Source organism: Bacteroides finegoldii DSM 17565, assembly GCF_000156195.1.
In the GTDB taxonomy this organism is placed as follows: Bacteria; Bacteroidota; Bacteroidia; order Bacteroidales; family Bacteroidaceae; genus Bacteroides; species Bacteroides finegoldii.
Map to the genome: position 1 here is coordinate 140,780 of NZ_GG688328.1, position 23,787 is coordinate 164,566.

General features: G+C 40.1%; 12 protein-coding genes, 1 tRNA gene and 4 pseudogenes. 2 read left to right on the forward strand and 15 right to left on the reverse strand.

The genetic code is table 11. The features are described from left to right. Nucleotides 1-35: 35 nt before the first annotated feature. The 6 genes and pseudogenes from BACFIN_RS05300 to BACFIN_RS05280 all read right to left on the reverse strand — a co-directional run bounded on the left by BACFIN_RS05300 (nucleotide 36) and on the right by BACFIN_RS05280 (nucleotide 10,373). Nucleotides 36-1,853 (reverse strand): RagB/SusD family nutrient uptake outer membrane protein, encoded by a 1,818-nt coding sequence (locus tag BACFIN_RS05300; protein WP_032839828.1) that lies wholly within the window; start codon nucleotides 1,851-1,853, stop codon nucleotides 36-38. 13 nt (nucleotides 1,854-1,866) lie between these two features. Then, nucleotides 1,867-5,226 carry a SusC/RagA family TonB-linked outer membrane protein gene (locus tag BACFIN_RS05295; protein ID WP_007756155.1) on the reverse strand — a complete coding sequence of 1,120 codons (3,360 nt, stop codon included), beginning with the start codon at nucleotides 5,224-5,226 and terminating at the stop codon, nucleotides 1,867-1,869. 31 nt (nucleotides 5,227-5,257) lie between these two features. Continuing rightward, complete coding sequence (locus BACFIN_RS05290; RefSeq protein WP_007756158.1) at nucleotides 5,258-6,925, reverse strand: glycosyl hydrolase family 18 protein; 1,668 nt, start codon at nucleotides 6,923-6,925, stop codon at nucleotides 5,258-5,260. A 267-nt stretch (nucleotides 6,926-7,192) separates the two neighbouring features. Further along, a pseudogene (locus tag BACFIN_RS20940) lies at nucleotides 7,193-8,092 on the reverse strand (Rpn family recombination-promoting nuclease/putative transposase). Between the two features lie 91 nt (nucleotides 8,093-8,183). Beyond that, nucleotides 8,184-8,933 carry a nucleotidyltransferase family protein gene (locus tag BACFIN_RS05285; protein ID WP_007756170.1) on the reverse strand — a complete coding sequence of 250 codons (750 nt, stop codon included), beginning with the start codon at nucleotides 8,931-8,933 and terminating at the stop codon, nucleotides 8,184-8,186. Between the two features lie 9 nt (nucleotides 8,934-8,942). Continuing rightward, nucleotides 8,943-10,373 carry a RapZ C-terminal domain-containing protein gene (locus tag BACFIN_RS05280; protein WP_007756172.1) on the reverse strand — a complete coding sequence of 477 codons (1,431 nt, stop codon included), beginning with the start codon at nucleotides 10,371-10,373 and terminating at the stop codon, nucleotides 8,943-8,945. Nucleotides 10,374-10,451: 78 nt separating this feature from the next. Between BACFIN_RS05280 and BACFIN_RS05275 the strand changes: the two genes are divergently transcribed. After that, on the forward strand, nucleotides 10,452-14,384 hold the full coding sequence (locus BACFIN_RS05275; RefSeq protein WP_007756175.1) for a hybrid sensor histidine kinase/response regulator transcription factor: 3,933 nt from the start codon (nucleotides 10,452-10,454) through the stop codon (nucleotides 14,382-14,384). A 56-nt stretch (nucleotides 14,385-14,440) separates the two neighbouring features. On the opposite strand, the gene BACFIN_RS05270 is transcribed toward BACFIN_RS05275, so the two are convergent. The 8 genes and pseudogenes from BACFIN_RS05270 to BACFIN_RS05240 form a co-directional block, all read right to left on the reverse strand. Next, entirely contained in the window at nucleotides 14,441-15,493 is a 1,053-nt protein-coding gene (locus BACFIN_RS05270; RefSeq protein ID WP_007756176.1) for a class I fructose-bisphosphate aldolase, read from the reverse strand. A gap of 28 nt (nucleotides 15,494-15,521) precedes the next feature. Beyond that, a pseudogene (gpmA, locus tag BACFIN_RS20945) lies at nucleotides 15,522-16,269 on the reverse strand (2,3-diphosphoglycerate-dependent phosphoglycerate mutase). Nucleotides 16,270-16,378: 109 nt separating this feature from the next. Continuing rightward, complete coding sequence (locus tag BACFIN_RS05260; protein ID WP_007756183.1) at nucleotides 16,379-17,833, reverse strand: ATP-binding cassette domain-containing protein; 1,455 nt, start codon at nucleotides 17,831-17,833, stop codon at nucleotides 16,379-16,381. Nucleotides 17,834-17,944: 111 nt separating this feature from the next. Then, nucleotides 17,945-18,484, reverse strand: a pseudogene (locus BACFIN_RS20950) (family 43 glycosylhydrolase); the annotation flags it as partial. 188 nt (nucleotides 18,485-18,672) lie between these two features. Next, nucleotides 18,673-19,168: pseudogene (locus tag BACFIN_RS05255) on the reverse strand (MFS transporter). A 270-nt stretch (nucleotides 19,169-19,438) separates the two neighbouring features. Next, on the reverse strand, nucleotides 19,439-21,439 hold the full coding sequence (gene pulA, locus BACFIN_RS05250; RefSeq protein ID WP_007756193.1) for a type I pullulanase: 2,001 nt from the start codon (nucleotides 21,437-21,439) through the stop codon (nucleotides 19,439-19,441). 51 nt (nucleotides 21,440-21,490) lie between these two features. Beyond that, the gene (gene ruvC, locus BACFIN_RS05245) at nucleotides 21,491-22,057 is read right to left on the reverse strand and encodes a crossover junction endodeoxyribonuclease RuvC (RefSeq protein ID WP_007756194.1); all 567 of its coding nucleotides are present in this window, start codon (nucleotides 22,055-22,057) and stop codon (nucleotides 21,491-21,493) included. Beyond that, complete coding sequence (locus tag BACFIN_RS05240) at nucleotides 22,054-22,356, reverse strand: DUF4286 family protein (protein ID WP_007756204.1); 303 nt, start codon at nucleotides 22,354-22,356, stop codon at nucleotides 22,054-22,056. Before BACFIN_RS05240 ends, ruvC begins: the two co-directional genes overlap by 4 nt. 116 nt (nucleotides 22,357-22,472) lie before the next feature. Here BACFIN_RS05240 and BACFIN_RS05235 point away from each other — a divergent pair. Further along, nucleotides 22,473-22,546, forward strand: a tRNA-Ala gene (locus BACFIN_RS05235). A 249-nt stretch (nucleotides 22,547-22,795) separates the two neighbouring features. Here BACFIN_RS05235 and BACFIN_RS05230 read toward each other — a convergent pair. After that, on the reverse strand, nucleotides 22,796-23,692 hold the full coding sequence (locus BACFIN_RS05230; protein ID WP_007756207.1) for a PD-(D/E)XK nuclease family transposase: 897 nt from the start codon (nucleotides 23,690-23,692) through the stop codon (nucleotides 22,796-22,798). Between the last annotated feature and the right edge of the window lie 95 nt (nucleotides 23,693-23,787).

A 23,787-nucleotide genomic window follows, 5' to 3' on the forward strand; every position in this document is an offset into this window, starting at 1 on the left:
ATCTAATTATCATCAATAAATATTGTTCTATTCTCTTATTTCCTCTGCCATCCCGGATTTTGTTCCAATTCGTGATTCAGTGACAATTCACTCGGAGGAATTGGCAGCAGATAATCACGGTTAGAATCAAACTGATAGCCTCGTGGAAGAACCTCTTTCTGTGGATCAAGCCAACCATCCGTAGTTAAAATAGTTTTCAAATCTACAGCTGTTTTAGGATCAAATGCTTTATATAACACACCATCTGCTCCAAAATATGCCCCTGTTCCACGTTTTCCCTGAATCAATTTGTGAGCTCTCCAACGCATCAAGTCATCCAAACGGAATCCTTGTAAAGCTAGTTCCGACCGTCTTTCCCTACGAATTTCCTGCAATTTGGCAGAGATTGGATAACCAAAATCGGTAAAATTAGGATCAATTTCAGCAGGAGCAGTATAGGTCACTCCCGCACGTTCACGCAAAGGTTTCAATGTCCTTTCCAATACATTTGGATCACATTTATCTAATTCTTCTGCAGCTTCCGCATAAGCTAACAAAGCTTCTGCATAACGAATTATCGGAAGTGAGGTCTCACCCTGGCCACTGACATAAGTTGTATCAATACTCATGCGAATATGATAACCAGTTGCATTACGTGCCGGACCACTTTCTGTTAGATAAGGAGGACGAACTTTCTGTTTATTTTCATCCGAATATTCATCCACAAACATAGCTTTTGACTTAGACTCAGGAGATGTAGACTTAAATTTACAGCCTGAATGCATAACTGTCGCTAACAAACGAGCATCACGTTCTTTAAATGTAAGATTGAAATCCTTATAAATTTCATCGTTAGGATCAATAAAGCTTCCATCAGCATTCAGATAATTATCAATCAATGATTGAGCTAAACCAGCCGCTCCACTGTTGTCCACATAACCAGCACCTAAGTTACTACTCAAATTATGAGTCACTCCATCTGCTATCGAATACTTTTTCCAAAAAACGACCTCTGTCATATCCGACAAATCTTTCGAATTAAACAAGTGTGCATAAGCATCTTCTTTAGATACAAATTTCTTATCATTATCTTTTGTATTTAAAGAAAGTCCCATAGCAAACAATTCGTCACCTAGTGTCAACACTTGTCCTAAAAGATCTGTAGATTTATCCTCTGCGGCTGCAAAATCTGTTCCCTTATGATACTTTTCCCATGTACCCTCATAAAGCGCCACTCTCATGGCCATGATGATAGCAGCTTCTTTGCAAATCCTCAAGCCTTTATACTGACTACGTGAATAAAGCAAATTCTTAGCCGTCTTCAAATCATCAATAATAAACTGTGCCACTGCCGAACGATCGCGTGGGGGAATTTGCAAACCTGCAACTGTAGCGTTTCCATCCCAAAATTTATCCATTACAGGAATACTACCAAATCTAGTTAGTAAGTAAAAATGCCAATAAGCACGGAAAAAATAAGCTTCCCCTTTCAGTGACAGCACATCCTTTGTTTCCTCTGCTTCTGGAACTTTATAATATTCAAAAAAATAATTTACATTACGTAGATTTTGGTATCCGTTCTGCCATTCGGCAGTACCTCCTCCTGTCTCCAACAGCTCTCCATTAAGACGTTTATCATAAACCTCCGCCACGATATTGTCACTATTCTTTTCTTCTCCACGGACTCCCATGTCATAAGTACCAAAAGAAGGAAGTGCTATATACAAACCATTAATATAATTGTTCACTGCACTTGCATTGGACAAGAATGTTTCACTATTGGGGGTTGTCATGGGTTCTCTATCTAGAAAATCGGAACACGCCGACATCATAACACTTGCCCCTACCGCAAATAATATATATAATTTTTTCATCATCATTATCTAATTAAAATGTAAAATCAAGTCCGAACACGAAGTTACGGTTCATCGGATATACCATACCATTACCATTTTGCTTCATCGGAGAAGTTAAACCCGGAGCCGTATTCTTAGCATCACCACCCGCCGACATATTTACCTGGTTCAGTGTTTCAGGATCAAACTGTTTCGGCAACTTTGTTATAGTAAACAAGTTGTCGCAAGTTACATACACTTTTAGATTGCTGATACCAATATGTTTCAACTGTTTTTTATTAAATGTATAAGCCACTGTTAAATTTTTCATACGCATATAAGCAGCATTTAACAAATAACGTGTCGTATTGTATCCAGTATTCACTAAAAAATCCTTATCATCTTTCCAACCAGTCAAACGAGGCAAATATCCATTTGGGTTCTCTGTACTGAAATAATCAAGATGTTCTTTAAAGTTATAGTTATTTCCACCAAACATATAGTTACTTCCAGCAATCGGGAAATCTCTTTTTGCCACACCTTGTAACAAGGTAGATACTTCGAAACCCTTATATCCAAGATTCAAATTAATACCGAAAGAATATTTAGGAGTAGTATTTCCAATAACCTGCAGATCTCCGTGGTCTGACAAAGTACCTTTACCACCATCTACTCTACCGTCACCATTAGTATCTATATATTTCAAGTCACCACGACGCCAAAGATCATTTGATTTGAACGCTGTCAGATCAACTTTTCTCAGATAATCATCAATTTCACGATTCGACAAAAAGAGATCATCAGCACGATATCCCCAAATTTCACCGAGATCCATACCTTCATAATAACCTTTATTAGCAGCCAATCCTGTATGGTTATTATAAATAATACCTTCCGGATTATTGTATTTGGTCACTACAGCCTTATAGTTAAAAACGTTGAAACCAACTCCATAACTGAAACCACATTTCAATTTATCATTCCAACTGACAGAAAGTTCCCATCCACGATTACGCAAAGTTGCATTATTCACTTTTGCACGATCTTCCGAAGCGATACCACTGATACTTGGTATTGATTCTGCCGGACCAATCATGTCACGTGTTGTACGTTGATATAAATCAGCAGTAATTGACAAACGGTTCTTAAACAACATCAAATCAAAACCTAAGTTAGCATTATCCACTTTCTCCCAAGTAATATAAGGACTAATCATTTTCGGAGTTTGTGCAATCGTACCTTTGGAAGCTGTGGAAGAAGAGATACCCGGTAATAACCAAGCATTAGTACCCTGTGCATCTAAGGGCATCTGAGCGATATAATCATATAAGCCCGCTCCATTTTGGTTTCCTAAACGACCATAAGAAACACGTACCTTCAACTGAGATACAGGCAGTGCCATTTTTTGGAAATAAGGCGTGCGAGCAATATCATAACCGGCAGAGAATGATGGGAAGAATCCCCAACGATGCCCCGCAGCAAAACGGGAAGAACCATCATAACGTCCACTGAACTCCAAAAAATAAATATTATTGTAGTTCCAATTCAAACGGGCATAAAATCCCATAGTGGACCAATGTGAACGGGCTTCACCTGCTATTACATTTCCACTGGCGTTGTCAAATGAGTAAATATCATTACTCAGCATACCATCTTTGTACATATATTCCTGTGAATCTTCTTTTAATTCCATTTGGTAGCCTGCCATTGCCTTGAAGAAGTGATCTCCCCATTGATGAGTATATGAACTCGAAACATTAGGTGATAAGTAATAATTGAACATACTCCCACGAGTATAAGATCCGAAATACATATTCTTCCAGCTAATACCAGGATAAGCAAATCCTTGTCTTTGATTAGTAGCATCACCCGGTTTAAAAGTACCCACAGGAGTTTCATACTTCTGGTTATTTTCCATTATCAGATCGTTATTTTCTATATCAAAACGGATTTTCATTTCTCCGGTGATATCCCATCCCTCCAATGGAGTTACTGTTGCAGAAAGTGACAATGCATCTGAAATACGGTTCCTCTGATAATGAGAATTTTTCAAATATAACATTTCATTCCAGCTCGGCAAATTGTATTCTGAATCAACAGGCAACTGAGTAACCTGAGTAGGACGATGGCTACCAATCTTATTATATAGAATCGTCTGATTCGCCATCGGACGTTTAATCATCTGCAAAGTAATATTATTATTCAAATTAAATCGTAACCAATTATTGGTCTTCATCTGTAATTTGGTATTCAAATTGTACTTACTCAAATCATCCTGCACTTGATCCAGCAAACCCTCTTGATAAGTATATCCCATACCAATATAGTAGTTTACCTTGTCAGAACCACCCTGTACACTTAAGTTATGAGAATGACGGATAGACTTATCTTTAAAATAATAATCAAACCAATCAGTATTGCCATACTGATTATAATAGGCTCCTGCCCAATCATCACCGGAAGTATTAGCCTCAATACCCGGAAATTCTGCTGAATAAGGATTCTGCATAAAACCTTTAATTTTTTCAATAGTTTTATCCGGAATTCTCTGTAAACCGGAAGACGCTCCACCATTATCATATTGCTGATTATTATACATAGCGTATTCCAACGAGTTCATCATCTTTGGCATATTAATAGGTGAACTGAAACCAACTGTTCCACGATAGGTGACACTAGCCCTCTCCTTTTTACCACTTTTTGTGGTAACCAATACTACTCCATAAGCTGCACGTGCACCATATACAGCAGAAGCGGAAGCATCTTTCAAAACACTGATACTAGCAATATCGGCAGGATTCACATTCTGCATACTCTGCTCTACTCCATCTACCAATACGTATGGCTCTCCACCATTGATAGAACCAATACCACGAATACTAAATTTAATATCTGCACCGGTTTCACCACCGACACCACCTCCCACTGCGTCCGTAGCAAAATTTAAGCCTGCAATATTACCCTGCAAGGCACTTGTGACATCTGTAACAGGACGATTGACAATGGCATCATCTTTCAACGTAGCAACAGCTGCTGTAATCGTATTTCTTTTTTGTGTATCCATACCCACAACTACCACTTCATCCAATACTTTGGCATCTTCTTTCATCACATATTTATTTCCTTCCAATTTAGTAACCTTTACTTGCATCGAAGCGTATCCAACGTATGTAATAGAAAGTATACTTCCAACTTTTCCCTGAATTGAAAAATTACCGTCAATATCAGTAATCGTTCCTCCAGTGTTGCCTTTTACCATGACCGTTGCACCAATAATCGCCTCACCACTATCATCCACGACCTGTCCTTTTATCATCTTTTGTTGTGCTAATGCACCAAGAGGAAACAATAACAGGAGTATCAGAAAAAGAACAACCCGTCCCTGTTTTTTCACGAACTTCTTTTTTTCCATAATATTATATTTACTAATTTAGATTATACTGTTATTCTACGGCAGGATTAGCATAGTAATCAAACTCTTCTTTCACAACTTTCAACAAAGACTTATCATTTGTCACATCTACGTCCGTAGCCAAATCCCAACTCATTATTCCACCGAAACCATTCTCACACACATACTGTGTTTTTTGGCGAATTGTATTCTGACTATTGAATGTATAGTTCTTTCCATTATACATCCATTCATCCACAGAAGTGTTAGTAAGATTACCTTTATTTATCAGATCACAATAAGCAACTTGTTCACCGGCTGTTCCAGTAGTTCCATAAAAAGGTACTCCCATCACCAATTTATTTTGAGGAATTCCATATTCAACAGCAGTTTGACCGTCTGATTTGAAACGTTCGAAAGAAAAAAGAGCCGCCTGAGGTCCATAGCATTGGAAAGAGATAAAATCAACAGCAGCAATTGCTTCAGAAGTTATCTTATAAGAAACCGGATGCAAAGAAACCGTAAAAAACACATTTTTTCCTAATACGCCGCGCAGTTTTACTATGGCCTTGCTGTAATTAGTTAATTCACTAGGGGAATAAGCCCATTCAAAGTCAAGATCGACCCCATCCATATTATACTTATCCAAAACATTCTTAACATTATTAGCAAAGTTAGTGCGTGCAGTTTCATTACTAACCATCTTCAACCATTCACCACCAGCGATACCCAAACGTAGTTTTCGGTCTCCTACTTGTCCATTTAATGTGGCACGTATTTGTTCCAAACGAATGACCCAAGTATGAGAATCTTTTCCGAGCTGTGCAGAATCATCATATTTCCAATAAGCAAGTGTTTTTGTATTATTCCAAATATCAGTATCAAAAGAGATAGGATTCCTACCCAACGTACCTACTTCCAAACTGCTAACGAATGTCTCATCCAAATATCCTTTGAGTTTCTCTCCAAGAAAGAAATCTGCACGAGTATTAGGAATTTCAGCAGGAAGAGAACCTGTAAATTCTGTAGGAATATTATTAGTGTCTACATATAATTTAGCCTTTCCTCCACTATAAGTTATCGCTACATAATGCCAAGCACCAGACTTTAAATTATCATTGACAACAGTTGTCGTAGAATTTCCAATAGTAAATCTTAAAATTCCTTCAGTTGCACCAAGTTGGAAAGATATAATGGTAGAGTTATTGTTTACCTTATTAAATAAATAAGCACCATCTACCCATTCAGTTATATATAGATAAGTACCAAATGTAAACTTCTTGTAAGCCCCATCCGGGGAATGAAGTAAACCATCTCCACCATTCATTTTCCCGGCACCATCAAATTTCACCACTCCATTACGACCTTCATAAGAAGACATATATGATGCTCCTGTAAGTTCTGCGTCATTCACCGGCAGATCAAATGTCAAATCACCGTCAGCATAAGGACGAGCTGTCAGATAAATCAAATCATTACAAGCACCCATACTTGCTCCGGAAATTCGATTTATCTCAAAAAAATCACCACGTATATAAGAACAATTAATAAATGATTTTTCTGTTTGGTCCGGTTCATCCGGTTCTTCGTTATCACCCGGTTTTCCAACAACTGAACCTTCAGGAGGAGTGCCAGCTGGAACATCCACCCATTTTGTGTCTTTACAAGCTGTCAACATTCCAAAGAGGAAGAGACAAAAAAATAGGAATTTGCTTCTCATAAGTTTAATAATTAAGATTACCTTTTAATAATAGGAATGACTTCCTATCGTCATTCTCCGCTACAAATGTATAGAAGATTCAAGATTGTATGTGTCCTATTTTAGCTACGATTCTTCCAATTTTGTCTAAAATCGTCCATTTCATCGGATAATACGAGTTGTTTAGACATTTTTGGATATGCATATAAAACAAAATAGGAAAGGCAAAAATACCCTTTTTGAGCATTCCCGCCTTTTCTTTTTTTATTTCTACTTTTAGTAATACTTTTATAACTTCTCTATTTCATCTACTGTCAATCCCGAAGATTGTAAAATAACATCTATTGAAACCCCTGCCTTCTTTAAATTACGCGCAATCTCAATTTGCTTATTTCTTTCCCCTTCGGCACGTCCCTCTGCACGTCCTTCCGCACGTTCTGTAAATATATTATCTCTCAAAATAACAATATTATCCAAATGTCTATAATAAGCATTGAGTTCTTCCTTTGTCATCCGATCCAAATTTAATCGCTGGCGTGTCTCGTTCAATCCCGGTGCAGTAGCGTTATCGGAAATATCTCCTGTATTCAGATAGTAAATCCATTTTTCAAGCGGACTTCTTGCTACTTGATTGAAATCATTCACTTTCAATATATAATATTCCGGATAAAGTTGGCTGACAGTATCCACTTTGAAAGTTTGTTTTTGGAATGAAATCAGTTCTAAAACATCCCCCTGATGAATTCCGCGAAATTCCGTTTTACCATGATATACAACATCTTTACCGCTACCTAAAGAGAAATAAACGATATTAACGCTATACACCTTACGAACTTTGTCGTAACCTTCTCCACGATTTATGTATTCGGAACCAACTTAGATGTTCCAAATAACGTACGTTGGAAATAAGCATATTCATTATTGTTTTGAACTTCTATTAAAATAAGCTCACCTTTAGAATTTTTAGCAAGTAAATCCACACGATTATATTTATCGTACTCATCTTCTTAATTACTTTCACTCTCCAATAATTTCTGAATAAGGATTGATTCCCCTAAAAGGGTAGTCAAAAAACCTTCTAGTACGGCAAAATTAGCTTTATTACGCAATAAGCGTTTCATCGTCCAATCGAAACGAATATAATTACTTGCCATTTTGTTCGCCTCCTTTTTCTATTTCTGTTTTCATTATAACAAAGGTAAAAGAAATATGTTGGAATCCCAAACAAATACAAAAACTAAATTAACCAGGCTCATGTTATTCGTCCCAGCGAACAATATTACTTGCCGAGAGACCTTATAAACTCCTCTGCCTTAGCAAGTGTTTCCGGTTTACCAATATCAATAAGTTGCAGATTTTCCACCGGATAACCAAAGAAGTTCGTTTGTCGACAAGTGAAGAGATAAAAATCCATAATAGAGAACTTTCCTTCCCACAGGGGAACTTCCATTAATTGGAATATAGCAGGTGAAAGTACATGAATGCCACTGAACGCATATTCTTGGAATAATGATTGTTCATAGTGAAGACCTTCGGGTTTCACTTGACCTGTATCTTTGTTTATCCATCCGCAAAGTCTCTTCTCCGCATCGAGAAGCAGATAACGTGAAGTTTTACGTTGGCTTACCAATAAAGTAGCCAAACCATCAGTCTGCAAATGATAATCATAAAGTTCTTTCAGATCCACATTTGAAAGAATGTCTACATTGTGTACAAGAAAAGGCTCATCGGAGTTCTCAAAAAAAGAACTGGCTTTCCGAATTCCTCCCCCTGTATCAAGTAGCACATCACGTTCATCGGAAATGTGGATAGTAAGTCCAAAATTGTCATTCACTTTCAGGAATTCAAGTATTTGCTCGCCAAAATGATGAATATTAATTACAATTTCGGTAAAGCCGAATGCTTTCAGCTTTAAAATAACGTGCTCCAGCATGGGACGCCCGGCTACGGGAACAAGAGCTTTAGGCATAGTATCCGTCAGCGGTTTCAACCGACTTCCCAAACCGGCCGCAAATATCATTGCTCTCATAACGATCTTCTATATAGTTGCTTCAAATGTATGTTTTATATTCTGTTCGCGATGTACTAATTCTACTTTAACCCCAAACTCTCTATTCAGACGTTCCGCCAAATGCTGCGCTGAATAAACGGAACGGTGCTGTCCTCCGGTACAACCGAAGCAAACCGACAAATTACTGAATCCGCGTTCCATATAACGTTTGACGGAAGCATCCACCAAAGCGTAAACATGGTCGAGAAAACGAAGAATCTCACCGTCTTCTTCCAGGAAAGTTATCACGGGCTCATCCAATCCGGTAAAAGCCTTATAACGTTCGTATTTTCCTGGATTATTCACTGCACGACAATCGAAAACAAAACCTCCACCATTACCTGTCGGATCATCAGGAATACCTTTTTTATAGGCAAAGCTCATTACCTTGACCGTCAGTTGACGCTTCTCCAAATCATCTGTAAACTGTTTCAGTCCGGTCAATTCACGTAACATTTTGCAGAGATACGGGTATTCCGGATATTCCTCTTTAAGCAACTCGCGCAAATTTGCGATAGCGTATGGAACACTCTGGATAAAATGAGGCTTTTTCTCGAAATAGCCGCGAAAACCGTATGCCCCTAACACCTGCAAAGTACGGAAAAGCACAAAATGACGGAGCTGACTATAAAAATAAGACTCATCGATCGGTTGATATTTGCGAAGAGCCTCTATATATTCCTGTAACAATTCTTTCCGAAGGCTATCAGGATATTTTGCTTTGGCTTGCCACAAGAAAGAAGCAATATCATAATAAAACGGCCCTTTTCGTCCTCCTTGAAAGTCAATAAGCCAAGGGGTTCCATCCTTTATCATCACATTGCGACTCTGAAAATCACGATACATAAAAGTAGCGGAAGAACTACGAAGCAAAACATCACTCATTTTCTGGAAATCATCCTCCAGCTTATCTTCCTGAAACTCCATTCCGGTAGCTTTAAGGAAACAATATTTGAAATAATTCAAATCCCAAAGTATGGAACGCTGATTGAATTCCGATTGGGGATAACAACGGGAAAAATCAAATCCGTCAGCTCCGGCAAACTGAATGGCAGGCAACAGACGGATCGTTTTACGAAGCAACTCTTTCTCTTCTTCGGAAAATACACTGGTAGCACGTCCTTTCTCAATGACATGAAAAAGTAAAGTATCTCCTAAATCCTCTTGCAGATAATACATTTTATCTTCCGACACAATGTGTACTTCGGGAACAGGAAGCCCATTTTTGCGAAAATGTTCCGCCATATAAAAAAAAGCTTCATTCTCATCAACAGAAGTTCCATATACTCCAATCAGTGTTTGTGCTCCTGTCAGCCGGAAATAACGGCGATTGGAGCCGGAGGAAGGTAATTCTGTTATATTCTCAGCGGGAACTCCCGTATATGACTGATAAAGTTTCTGCAGTTCTTCGGTAATCATAGTTACATATTTTCGAGCAAAGATAGGAATTATAAACAAATAATACTACCTTTGCTTTCATTTAACTGACCTAATCTCATGAGAATAAAAATCTTTGTCCTACTATGTTTGACAGCTATTATGCAGTTTACCGGTGTCACGCCCCTAAAAGCCAGCCATTATTACTATAAACAGCTCTCCTTAAAAGATGGGGTGACTTCAGCCGTGAGATGTATCCTGACAGACAAACAGGGATTTGTATGGATAGGAACGAAGGCTGGAATAAGCCGATATGACGGACATGAGCTAAAGAAGTACGTCTATTCCCCAAACAATCCTCATTCGATTCCCAATAACTTAATCCATCAGATTGCAGAAGATGAAATGAGCAATATTTGGATTCTGACCGACAAAGGAATAGCCCGCTATCAACGTCAAAGTGATGACTTCTTCTTACCTACGGATGAAAAAGGTAATCCTATTATCGCCTATTCAACCTGCCTGACCAAAGACGGGGTATTGTTTGGTTCTAAAGACAAAGTATACTTTTATAGTTATCGGGATTCTTCTCTTCGCCTTCTGCAAAAGTTGAATAAAGGGAATAATTTTAATATCTCTTTACTAAGCCTATGGAACGAACATACTGTTCTTTGTTGCAGCCGGTGGCAAGGTCTTGCTTTACTGGATCTGAAAACGGGAAAGCATCGCCTTCCGCCTTTCGATTGCGGAAAGGAAATCATGAATATGCTGATCGATTCACAAAACAGAATATGGATCGCCCCTTACAATGAAGGAATAAAATGCTTCACCCATAACGGAGAACTGGTAAAAGCCTATACTACTCACAATTCCGACCTAAGTAACAACGTCGTTTTAAGTCTTGCCGAACGGGAAGGAAAAATATGGATAGGAACAGACGGAGGCGGTATCAATATCCTTGAACCTGAAACAGGACGTTTATCCTTGTTGGAACACATTCCCGGAGGTGATAACTATTCACTTCCCGCCACCTCTATCTTTTGTCTCTACAATGATAGGAATAATAATATGTGGGCAGGAAGTATCCGCAACGGATTGATCAATATCCGGGAAGTTTCCATGAAAACCTATACGGAAGTCCTGACGGGCAGCAATCGTGGATTAAGTAATAATACCGTACTCAGTCTTTATCAGGAATCGAACGACCGCATCTGGGTGGGCACAGACGGTGGAGGTATTAATCTCTTTAATCCTATCACAGAGAAATTCACCCATTACTCATCCACTTGGGAAGACAAAATCGCTTCCATTTGTCCATTCACTTCCGGCAATCTGTTAGTTTCCATTTTCTCAAAAGGAATATTCGTATTCAACCCGACAACAGGCAAGAAAACGCCATTCATGATTATAGATTCGGAAACTTCCATGCGTCTCGGAAAGCGGGGAAAGACAGTCAATTTATTTTCCAATAACCCTCATAGCATTCTGTTACTTGGAGACCATGTCTATCAATATGACTTGAAGAAACACACTTTCAATATTGCAACCGAACAAGAAGGACTGGACATTATCGGCACTTTCTTACCAATAACAAATTATGGGAATTATACTTATCTGAACGACATAAAGCACATTTATCGGTTGGATAACCGCACCAACCGATTGGAAGTTCTGTATCAATGCCACAAGGACACTATTATCAATTCTGTTTCATTAGATGAACATGGGCATTTCTGGATAGGAAATAATTACGGGCTGTTTCATTATAATCCCGATGAAAAAATACAAACTCCCATATCTACCTCCCTTTTCTCGGAAGTCACATCGATTGTGTGTGACCAACAAGGAAAAGTATGGATAGGAACCAATAATATGCTGTTCGCCTGGCTAATCAAAGAACAGAAATTTGTGCTTTTCGGCGAATCGGACGGTGTCATTCAAAACGAGTACCTATCCAAACCCTGTTTGTTAAGTTCACAAGGCAATATCTATATGGGCGGAGTGAAAGGATTATTACACATCAATAGTACCCTACCCTTAATCACTACCGAAATACCCCAACTTCAACTATCGGATGTCATCATCAATGGTGAGTCCGTCAATGATAAGCTAAACAATAATCCAACGAGTATTTCCGCTCCTTGGAACAGCAATATAATCATTCGGATCATGTCAAAAGAAAAAGACATCTTCCGACAGAAAGTATACCGATATCAAATAGAAGGACTGAACGACCAACAAATAGAATCATACAACCCTGAATTGGTTATACGTTCACTTCCTCCGGGAAGTTATAAAATCACAGCGTCCTGCACAGCAAAAGATGGTAGTTGGATTCCCAATCAGCAAGTATTGGCATTGACTATTCTTCCTCCCTGGTACCGCACATGGTGGTTCATCCTTAGCTGTGCGATTCTCATTACTGTCGTTATTATCGAGACTTTCAGAAGGACTTTGAAGCGCAAAGAAGAAAAGTTAAAATGGGCGATGAAAGAGCATGAGCAACAGGTATACGAAGAAAAAGTACGTTTCCTCATTAATATCAGCCACGAACTACGCACACCGTTGACATTGATACACGCCCCACTTAGCCGGATATTGAAATCACTTTCTCCCGAAGAGCCGCAATATCTTCCTATAAAGGCGATTTACAGGCAGTCACAACGGATGAAGAACCTGATTAATATGGTACTTGACGTACGAAAGATGGAAGTGGGCGAAAGTAAAATACAGATACAGCCTCACTTCCTCAACCAATGGATAGAACACATCTCACAGGATTTCATCAGTGAAGGAGAAGCCAAGAACGTACGTATCCGATATCAATTGGATCCGCAAATAGAAACGGTAAGTTTCGATAAAGACAAATGCGAAATTATTTTGAGTAACTTGCTTATCAATGCATTGAAACACAGCCCGGAGAATACGGAAATCACTATTATATCAGAATTGCTTCCTGAAAAAGACAGAGTACGTATTTCTATCACTGACCAAGGAAGCGGTTTGAAACAAGTCAACACACAAAAACTTTTCACACGCTTCTATCAAGGCACGGGAGAACAAAACGGAACAGGAATCGGACTGTCTTATTCAAAGATTCTGGTTGAATTGCAAGGTGGTTCCATTGGCGCATACGACAATCAGGAAGCAGGTGCGACTTTCTTCATTGAATTGCCGTTGAGACGAGAATCAGAAGAAATCATCTGTCAACCAAAAGCCTATCTGAACGAACTGATGAGTAACGACAGCCATGAACAAGCACCCGGCAATGATGATTTCGATACAACTCCATATACAGTTTTAGTTGTAGACGACAATCCGGATTTAACAGATTTCCTGAAAAAATCGTTGGGAGAATACTTTAAACGGGTAGTGATAGCTTCGGATGGCGCAGAAGCCCTTCAACTTATCAGAAGTCACACTCCGGACATAATTGTCAGCGATGTAATGATGCCTAGAATGAATGGATATGAACTCTGCAAAAGTATCAAGGAAGATATCACAATCAGCCATATCCCTATTATTCTGCTGACGGCAAGAGACGACCAGCAAAGTCAATTAAGCGGTTACAAGAATGGAGCGGACGCCTATCTAACAAAGCCTTTTGAAATAGAAATGCTTATGGAAATCATTTGTAACCGATTGAAAAACCGTGAGTCTACCAAGAAAAGATACCTAAATGCCGGAGTAATCCCTGCACCGGAAGAAAGTACGTTCAGCCAGGCAGACGAGACCTTCCTGCTCAAGTTGAATAAGATCATTCAAGAAAATCTGGACAACAGCAGTTTGGATATAGCCTTTATCTGCAAAGAAATCGGTATGAGCCGGGCTTCACTTTACAATAAGTTGAAAGCCCTGACCGATATGGGGGCTAATGATTATATCAATAAGTTCAGAATGGAGAAAGCAATAGCATACATTACCGGAACGGATATGACATTTACAGAAATAGCTGAGAAGGTCGGCTTCACCACTTCACGTTATTTCAGTACAGCCTTCAAACAATATACAGGGGAAACTCCCACACAATACAAAGAGAAACGAAAAAAGTGAATATTCACCGACTGTTGACACAGTCACCGGAATATTCACTTTCCTATAATCAGGAATCAGGCAATAGTAATTGCCGGATCAAGATAAACATCCTGGATAGCATTCAATAATTCGACACCTTTATTCATCGATTTTTGGAACGCTTTACGTCCGCTAATCAACCCCATACCTCCGGCACGCTTATTGATTACGGCTGTAATAACCGCATCACGTAAGTCGGAAGCTCCGTGCGACTCACCACCGGAATTGATTAAACCGACACGCCCCATATAACCATTGGCAACCTGATAACGACAAAGGTCAATCGGATGTTCCGAAGCCAGTCGGGTGTACATACGTTCATCCGTCTTACCGAAACCAATTGCTTTGAAACCACCATTATTCGTAGGAAGTTTTTGTTTGACAATATCTGCTTTGATCGTAACTCCGAGACGGTCAGCCTGTCCGGTCAAGTCGGCAGCAGCATGATAATCCACACCATCTTTCTTAAAATCACTATTACGCAGATAACACCACAGGATAGTGGCCATCCCCAATTCGTGAGCATACTCGAAAGCCTCAGCGATTTCCACCAATTGGCGACGACTTTGTTCCGAACCGAAATAGATAGTAGCGCCGACAGCCGTAGCTCCCATATTCCATGCTTCTTTCACTGTGCCGAACATCACCTGATCATACGAATTAGGATAGGTCAGCAATTCATTATGATTCAGTTTAACCACAAACGGAATTTTATGGGCATATTTGCGTGCCACCGCTCCCAAAATGCCGAATGTAGAAGCGACCGCATTACAACCGCCTTCAATAGCCAATTTTACAATATTCTCCGGATCGAAGTAGATAGGATTCGGAGCAAAAGACGCTCCGGCAGTATGTTCAATATCCTGATCGACAGGAAGAATGGATACATAACCGGAATTAGCCAAACGTCCATGTCCGAGAATAGCTTGCAAGCTGTTCAGCACTTTTATATTACGGTCGGAATCAACCCATATTTTATCTATCGTATCGGGAGAAGGCACATAAATCAAAGACTTATCAATCGTCTTACAAGTGTGATCCAGATAATATCCGGCTTTATCTCCTAACAAATCAATTACTTTACTCATAACTTTACTTTTTTTAATATACAACACTTTATTTTTTCTTTCCTTGATTGGCTACCGCTTCCATCATTTTTTTTGATTTCTTCCGCATTTCCAAGAAAATAATCATTAGAGACATTCAGGTTCTCGTCAAACTCGAATACATAAGGAACGGCAGTAGGCAGATTCAGTTTTACAATTTCCTCATCAGAAATATGTTTCAGATGTTTGATGATACCTCGCAGACTGTTACCATGAGCCACAACCAATAAAGTATGGGCTGTTTTCAGGTTGGGAAATATATCCGATTCCCAATAAGGCATAATACGTTCAATGGTATCTTTCAATGATTCGGTACGGGGAAGTTCGGCATCTGGAACTTCATGATAACGGTAGTCAAAACGCGCATTCCGCAAGTCACTTTCCGAAAGCGGATTAGGGGCAATATCATAGCTACGACGCCAGATCAGCACTTGTTCTTCACCATATTTCCCGGCAGTTTCCGCTTTATTCAATCCTTGCAAATCGCCATAATGCTTTTCGTTCAGACTCCAGTTTTTTTCAACAGGTAGCCAGTCGAGATCCATTTTATCAAGTACACAATTCAGCGTCTTGACAGCTCTTTTCAAGTAAGAGGTATAGGCTTTATCGAAATTGAAGCCATACTCCTTCAATGTCTCGCCTGCTTTCTCAGCTTCGGCAATTCCTTTTTCGGTCAGATCGACATCTGTCCAACCCGTAAAGCGGTTTTCTTTATTCCAAGCACTTTCTCCATGACGAAGCAATACTATTTTTCTCATTTTTATTGGTCTCCTTTCTTCTTTAGTTATATATAGAACAGTTTGTTTCGCTACAAAGTTCACCAAAGAAGAAGGAGTTGCCAATACCTAAAATGCTGATTTTATTCTTTCATCGGTTTCTCGTTAAGAAAATACGGTTTGTAATTGTATCGGGAAGTTCCGATTCATAATGTGTCACCATAATCATCGTCTTATCTTTGCGTCGGCAGAAAGCCTCAATCACTTTCTTTACCCGGCGACGATTATAGGTATCCAATCCATGAAGCGGTTCATCCAGAATCAGCAGTTCCGGGTCTTTGACGAAAGCTCTTGCCAGCAAGGCCAAACGTTGTTCTCCACTGGATAGTTGCAGGAATGGTTTATCTTTTAAATCTGCAATACCGAATATACCCATCCACCACTCACAGATAGCCATCTGTTCCGGTTGAGGACGTTTATACAGACCGATACTGTCGTGCAAACCACTGGCCACAATCTCAATAGTCGGCAAATTCTTGAGATAGGCACGATGCATCTCCGGACTGACATAACCGATATGTTTCTTGATCTCCCAAATACTTTCTCCCGTTCCTCTTTTCCGCCCGAAAAGACTGATATCACAGGCATACGACTGCGGATTATCTGCACAAACCAGACTCAATAAAGTCGATTTACCCGCTCCGTTTTCCCCACTTAATGCCCACTTCTCACCACGACGAACTGTCCAGTCCAATTCTTTCAGGATAGTACGGTCATCATAACGAATACTCACCTTATTCAATTTCACGACTTCACCCGAGTCGTAGGTATTTCCGTCATAAGCCAAATTGATAATCCGTTTCTGCAACTCCTCAAAAGAATCAACCGTATCTCTGTCATGAAAAGCTTTCAGATAAGCCTCACGTGCCATTTTAGGAAAGACCTCCATCTTATCCACAGGAATGACATGAGTAATAAACGAAGGTATATCATCCAGCATAGAAAGGACTAAGACGATCTGCACCGACGACATCTTTATCAAACGCTCAAGCAAGGAGAACAATAATTCGCGGGTAGGTGCATCCAAACCGATGAACGGATTATCCATAATCAGCACACGAGGTGCTGTCAACAGAGTTTTAGTGAGTTGGAACTTACGTAGTTCACCACTGGAAAGTAAAATTATCTTTTTGTCAAGAAGAGGTTCGATATGGAAAAGTTCAAACAATTCATTTTTCAGCTTGTCGTCTTTGATTTCGCCCAACATATCACGAACATCCGGCACTTCATCCTGATCATGAGCATTCCAACGCTGCTGATAGTAGTAATTGGTATCGGCTGCCCCATAAGTATCACGGAAAGCAATATATTTCACATTATCATAAACAGTCTGAGTGGCCGAAGGAGAAAAATCATATTCAATCGTTCCCTCACGCAAAGGATATTTTCCTATCAAAGTATCTACAAAAAGACTTTTACCACCACCATTAGGACCTACAATAGCTATATGTTCATTCGCTCCGATAGTTGACGTGATGGGTTTGGCTAAACGCACAAGCGGGTTGCGTGCTACGCCCCCCGCCATGCTAAATGTATTTTGACTCATATTCTTATATTCTGTTTAATTATCGACCGCAAAGGTAACAATTTTACAGCAAAACAAGACCTATCACGAACATTTTTCCATTCATACAACCGATTTGTTTATCCAACGGGGTTATTCATCCATTCCGTCAATAGTAATGATTTTCCCGTCCGCATCATATTGCAGTTCGCAAACCTTCATGCTGCGCAACCAAGTTTTCCCTCCTGATGGCACACAATCGTGATGGAACAAATACCACTTTCCTTTGAATTCAACAATGGCATGATGTGTAGTCCATCCTACTACCGGAGTCTGAATGACTCCCTGATAAGTGAATGGTCCGTATGGATTATCACCTATCGCATAACAAAGCAAATGGGTATCTCCCGTAGAATAAGAGAAATAATATCTCCCGTTATACTTGTGCATCCACGAAGCTTCAAAAAAACAGCGGCCGTATCTCCGGCTGTCAACGGTTTCCCATTTTTATCGATTATCACCACCGCGTGGTTCTTCGGCAAACTCCATCATGTCCTCTCTCAAACGGGCTACACGTGTGGGCAAGGCTTCTTCTGTACCTTCCGGCAAAATGGCAGATTCCAACGCCTTATTATTCCTGTAACGTTGGAGTTGACCGCCCCACAATCCACCAAAATAGATATAATAGTTACGCCCAGCCATCGGCCAATCATTACGCCAAGAATCCGGATCAGCCTCATGTGCATATTGAAAAGCCAACGGAATTGTTTTGCGCAAAAGCTACTTCACCACCATAAGTAAGAAATGCCGCCATCACAAGCAAAAAAATATTGATCCGTTTGTTTTTATATACAACAATTTTTAAGTAAATATTCTTTTATTTATTCGCCCCCTTTGTGGCGTAATTTTATCTCTCTATTGATGTTATCAATCACATCGTCCTCTAGTCCATACTTAGATATAATGAACATAGCCACCAGAAGCAGCAAGGCAGGAATAACAGCTACAAGCCACAGTATCCCCTGTTCGGCAAAAGGTGATTGTGGCACCTCATTAGTCTGATCAAATCCGACAAATGCCATGACAAGTCCCGGCACCACACCTCCAAGAGCCATACCCGCTTTGTAGAAAATATCTGTCAATGGAATCCCTCCCAATATAAGGTATGAACGGTATTTGCCGAGTTTAGGATTGTGCTTATCAACAAAAGCCCCTACAAGAGGATCCCAAATGACATCCACTATCCTGACGATAAGGAACATCACGGCTGCCACCTCCGGTTTGAGACCATATACATTCGTATAAAAAATCAGCAAATACATACATACGGTCTGATAGATTAAGGTTTTGCGCCAAATCACCGGAGCCGAATCCTATACGCTGGAGTCAGGAGAGCTTGTAGAAACCTTTAGCGTCATTCATTTTCATTGTAGAGTCCATTTCATTCTGTCTTTTCTTTTACTTCTTAGTTATTTCGCGATAGTTAGAAAAAATGACGAATCTTGCCGACTATCACGTTGCAAACTTAAGAAGTTTCTTGCCCTCCACCGAAGAATTACGATTCAGATTGTTTCCCGTCTGTTACATCATCGTATGCATATGTTACAAATAGTTGTTGTTATGTTACATTCAAGCTGAAAAAGCTGGCTACCGATACATAATCAAAGCCGATTGGCCGGGAATAATCACTTCCGTTCCCGTCTGTGTTCCCAGTCCGCGAACATCTATCACCCCGTCTTTACACACCACTGTATACTTTCCGGCAGGCACTGCCAAACGCGCAGGGGTCATACGGGAATTAAAGGCCACGATAATATCTTCCCAACTATCTCCGTTCGCGTGATCCTTCAGGCGGAATGCAATCAGGTTTTGTCCTTCCACTGGAAGAAACTCCAGATGCTTCCGAACCTTTTCCGCATCTCCCATACGGAAAGCGGGATGGGACTTACGCAGATCTATGAGCCTCTTATAATACATGAAAACATCTCCGTTCATCGTCTTGCGTCGCCAATCGATAGCATTGACTGCATCCGGACTCTTATAACTATTATCCACCCCTTGTTTATCGCGCATCACTTCTTCTCCTGCATAGATAAAAGGAATACCTTGCGAAGTGAAGACTACCGTCTGCGCAAGCTTATCAAGCCGGACCAGTTGCTCGGGAGTAGCTTCTGGCATACTTGCTTTCAAGCGATCAACAAGGCATAAACCGTCATGGCAGGAAACGTAACTAATCATTTGGGTAGGCTGTCCGGCCCAGGCTTGCCGACTGTAATTCACCGAATCATAGCGTACTTGCGGATGTTCGATAGCTCCCACAATACCAAACTTAACGCTGTTCTCCCCTCCCGGCACTCCGGCAAGAAAAGCTCCCTTACCTTTCTCCCAAACAGAACCGCAAAGTCCGTCACGAAATTCGTCCGAAAAGACTGCAATTCCGGGCATATACGCCACATTCTTTTTCATAGCCAAAGAATCAACAGGATATTGAGGCGTTTCAGCAGCCCATCCTTCTCCGTAAACACAAACAGTAGAGTCCACTTCATCCACTGCCTTCCGAATCTCGTTCATCGTTTCAATATCATGCACTCCCATCAAATCGAAGCGAAAACCATCGATATGATATTCCTTCATCCAGTAAAGCACGGATTCTATCATAAACTTACGCATCATAGGACGTTCACTAGCCGTTTCATTTCCACAACCCGAACCGTTCGCCAATGTCCCGTCTTCTTTCTGACGATAAAAATAACCGGGTACTGTACGTTCAAAATTACTCTCCGCCGTATTAAACGTATGATTGTAAACCACATCCAGAATCACCCGGATGCCGGCTTTATGCAACGCCTGTACCATTTGCTTGAATTCTTTCACGCGAGTGGCGGGTTGATAAGGATCTGTTGAATATGAGCCGTCCGGAACATTGTAATTCAACGGGTCATATCCCCAATTGTACTGATTTTCATCCAATTTTGTTTCATCTACGGAAGCATAATCATAGGAAGGAAGAAGATGCACATGCGTCACACCCAACTCTATCAGATGGTCGATTCCTGTCAGCAATTTATCCGAGTTCATCGTTCCATGCTCGGTCAAAGCAAGGAACTTTCCTTTATTCTTTATTCCGGAAGTAGAATCGACCGAAAAATCACGATGATGCATTTCGTAGATAATCATATCGGCAGGAGATTTCAGCGGAGGACGTTGATCATTCTCCCATCCTTCCGGGTTCGTTGCTTTCCAATCGATAATAGCGGCACGTTTTCCATTCACCCCGACAGCATGAGCATTAATTCCCGGAGTATCCCCTTGCCATTTATCATTGATTTTCACATTGAAAGTATAGAACTTATTGAGCAAATTCTTGTTAACCACAGTTGCCCAAGTTCCATCCTCTCCAAGTTCCATCTTCACTGTTTCATAAGCATGACCTCCTTCACCTTCATCATAAAGCATCAGGCGCACTTCTTCTGCTGTCGGTGACCAAAGGGTGAATTTCGTAGCTTCCGGAGTATATTCCATTTCCATAAGGCTTCCCGTACGGACGGGATACAACTCGAAGGAAGCATATTCCTTTTTCGCAGAAGAACAACTCATCACTGTTGCCACTGTAGTCACTCCTATTATTGAATTAATTCCTATCTTCATCTCAAGCTCTCCTATGATACTATTTTTCGTAATCTGATTTATTGTTAAAGTTTACTTCACTTTATCCGGATTCTTCGCTATAAAATCCTTCCAGCTACTATATCCCTTCTCTACAGCAGGCCGTCCCATTTGCAGGAAATGGCAATAGGCGGCAGCCAGACCGTCGGTCGCATCCATAAAAGTGGGCATATCCGCTTTTGAGAAATGAAGCATTCTCTGCAACATATCCGCCACCTGCTCCTCCGATGCTTGTCCGTTTCCGGTAATAGCCATCTTTATCTTCAACGGGGCATATTCGATGATCGGTATATCACGACTTAACGCTGCTGCCATCGCTACTCCTTGCGCACGTCCCAATTTCAACATAGACTGAACATTTTTGCCGAAGAAAGGAGCTTCAATAGCCAGTTCATCAGGCAAATAGCTTTCAATAATACTCAGCACCCGCTCATGGATATGGCGCAATTTCAAGTAATGATTGGCAAACTTACGCAAGTCGATAATCCCCATAGCAATCATTTCTGGTTTGGTTCCTTTTATTCTCAGCACTCCATATCCCATGATTGTCGTACCGGGGTCTATCCCCAGAATTATCTTCTCTTTTACCGGTTGAATCACTCTATCACCTCCATCAATGTGGGAAATCCGATTACCTTATCCTTAAATATCTTAGTCAGTTCGTCATTCAATCGTATCCCTTGTTCCAAATGCCAGCGGTGCAACAATCCACTACTCTCTACTTCCCACTGTAAAGAATAGGCGCTCCCATCTTCCCGATGGCTCAATATACGACAAATACGTGGTGTTTTCAGCGCTCCGTGCTTCTGTACCTCGGGAATATAAGATTCTTTTATCCAAATCAAAAAATTATCGTGAACATCATCGTCCACTTGAAAAGTGGTGTTATAAATCAACATATTTTTCCTTCTAATAGATTATTTACCGCAAACATAGCAATTATTTCAGAATATTGCATTATATTTGCGGCAACAAAAGAGATTCGTTTACAAACGTTATCATATAAGAGAAAAAAGGGGCGTTAGCTCATCTGGCTAGAGCGTAACACTGGCAGTGTTAAGGTGATCGGTTCGAGTCCGATACGCTCCACTTACACGAGATTTAAACCACTGATTATCAATAATATTATTTTCAATATACAGTCTTACTCCCTCATTCTACTCCCCCACTAAAAAGCACTATATTTATATTACTTTAACTCAACTTATCCCCTCCTCCCAACAAATTACACTAAAAGTCCTCCTTTTCGCTCCTATCATCCCTATCCCAATAACAATAAAAAAGGGAATACACAGTAAGCCGTATATCCCCTCAATCAATAACATATTCAAGTTTACACTATAACTTTTCTATTTCTTCTTTAGACAATCCAGTAGCTTGTGAAATTATATCAATTGCTACTCCCAGCTTTTTCAGGTTACGAGCATTATTCAAATTGGCTTCTCTTACTCCTTCTTCTTTCCCTTTATTCAATCCTTCCTCAAGACCTTCTGCTCTTCCTTCTTCTCGTTCTGTATAAATATTATCTCGGAGTATCACAATATTATCCAAGTGACGATAATAAGCCGCCAATTCATCTTTCGTCATACTATCGAGTTTTAGTCTTTCACGTGCCTCTTCAAGTCCGGGAGCTGTAGCACTAGAAGGGATCTCACCTGTATTCAAATAGTAAATCCATTCTTCCAATGGACTCTTGGCTACCTGATTAAAGCCATTCACTTTCAGGATATAGTATTCAGGATATAACTGACTAACTGTATCTACTTTAAATGTCTGCTTCTGGAAAGGAGTCAGTTCTAAAATATCCCCTTGATGAATACCCCTGAATTCTGTCTTTCCATGATATACGAAGTCTGTTCCGTGCCCTAATGAGAAATAGACAATATTGACGCTATAAACTTTACGTACTTTGTCATAACTCTCTCCTCTATTGATATATTCAGTCACTAATTTAGAAGTACCGAACAACATTCGCTGAAAGTAGGCATACTCATTGTTGTTCTGCACCTCTATCAAAACAAGCTCACCTTTAGAATCTTCGGCAAGCATATCTACACGATTATACTTGTCAAATTCGTCCTCCTGATTACTTTCACTTTCAAGGAGTTTTTGGATAACGATCCTCTCACCCAGCAACGTAGTCAACAAACCTTCAAGTACGCTAAAGTTTGCCTTATTCCGGAGCAGTCTCTTCATTGCCCAGTCAAAACGAATTATCTGATTATTATTGTTCATATTCTTCAACTTAACATATTGTTAGACACAAAGGTAAACAAAATGCATTAGATAAACAAAGAAGCAGATAGTTTTCGAAACATAAAGTTTCAAAT

Coding starts and splice junctions, on each gene's coding strand:
- BACFIN_RS05230 (WP_007756207.1), bottom strand. CDS start 23,692: ATGAACAATAATAATCAGATAATTCGTTTTGACTGGGCAATGAAGAGA.
- BACFIN_RS05285 (WP_007756170.1), bottom strand. CDS start 8,933: ATGAGAGCAATGATATTTGCGGCCGGTTTGGGAAGTCGGTTGAAACCG.
- BACFIN_RS05270 (WP_007756176.1), bottom strand. CDS start 15,493: ATGAGTAAAGTAATTGATTTGTTAGGAGATAAAGCCGGATATTATCTG.
- BACFIN_RS05260 (WP_007756183.1), bottom strand. CDS start 17,833: ATGAGTCAAAATACATTTAGCATGGCGGGGGGCGTAGCACGCAACCCG.
- BACFIN_RS05280 (WP_007756172.1), bottom strand. CDS start 10,373: ATGATTACCGAAGAACTGCAGAAACTTTATCAGTCATATACGGGAGTT.
- pulA (WP_007756193.1), bottom strand. CDS start 21,439: ATGAAGATAGGAATTAATTCAATAATAGGAGTGACTACAGTGGCAACA.
- BACFIN_RS05240 (WP_007756204.1), bottom strand. CDS start 22,356: ATGTTGATTTATAACACCACTTTTCAAGTGGACGATGATGTTCACGAT.
- BACFIN_RS05295 (WP_007756155.1), bottom strand. CDS start 5,226: ATGGAAAAAAAGAAGTTCGTGAAAAAACAGGGACGGGTTGTTCTTTTT.
- BACFIN_RS05275 (WP_007756175.1), top strand. CDS start 10,452: ATGAGAATAAAAATCTTTGTCCTACTATGTTTGACAGCTATTATGCAG.
- BACFIN_RS05300 (WP_032839828.1), bottom strand. CDS start 1,853: ATGAAAAAATTATATATATTATTTGCGGTAGGGGCAAGTGTTATGATG.
- BACFIN_RS05290 (WP_007756158.1), bottom strand. CDS start 6,925: ATGAGAAGCAAATTCCTATTTTTTTGTCTCTTCCTCTTTGGAATGTTG.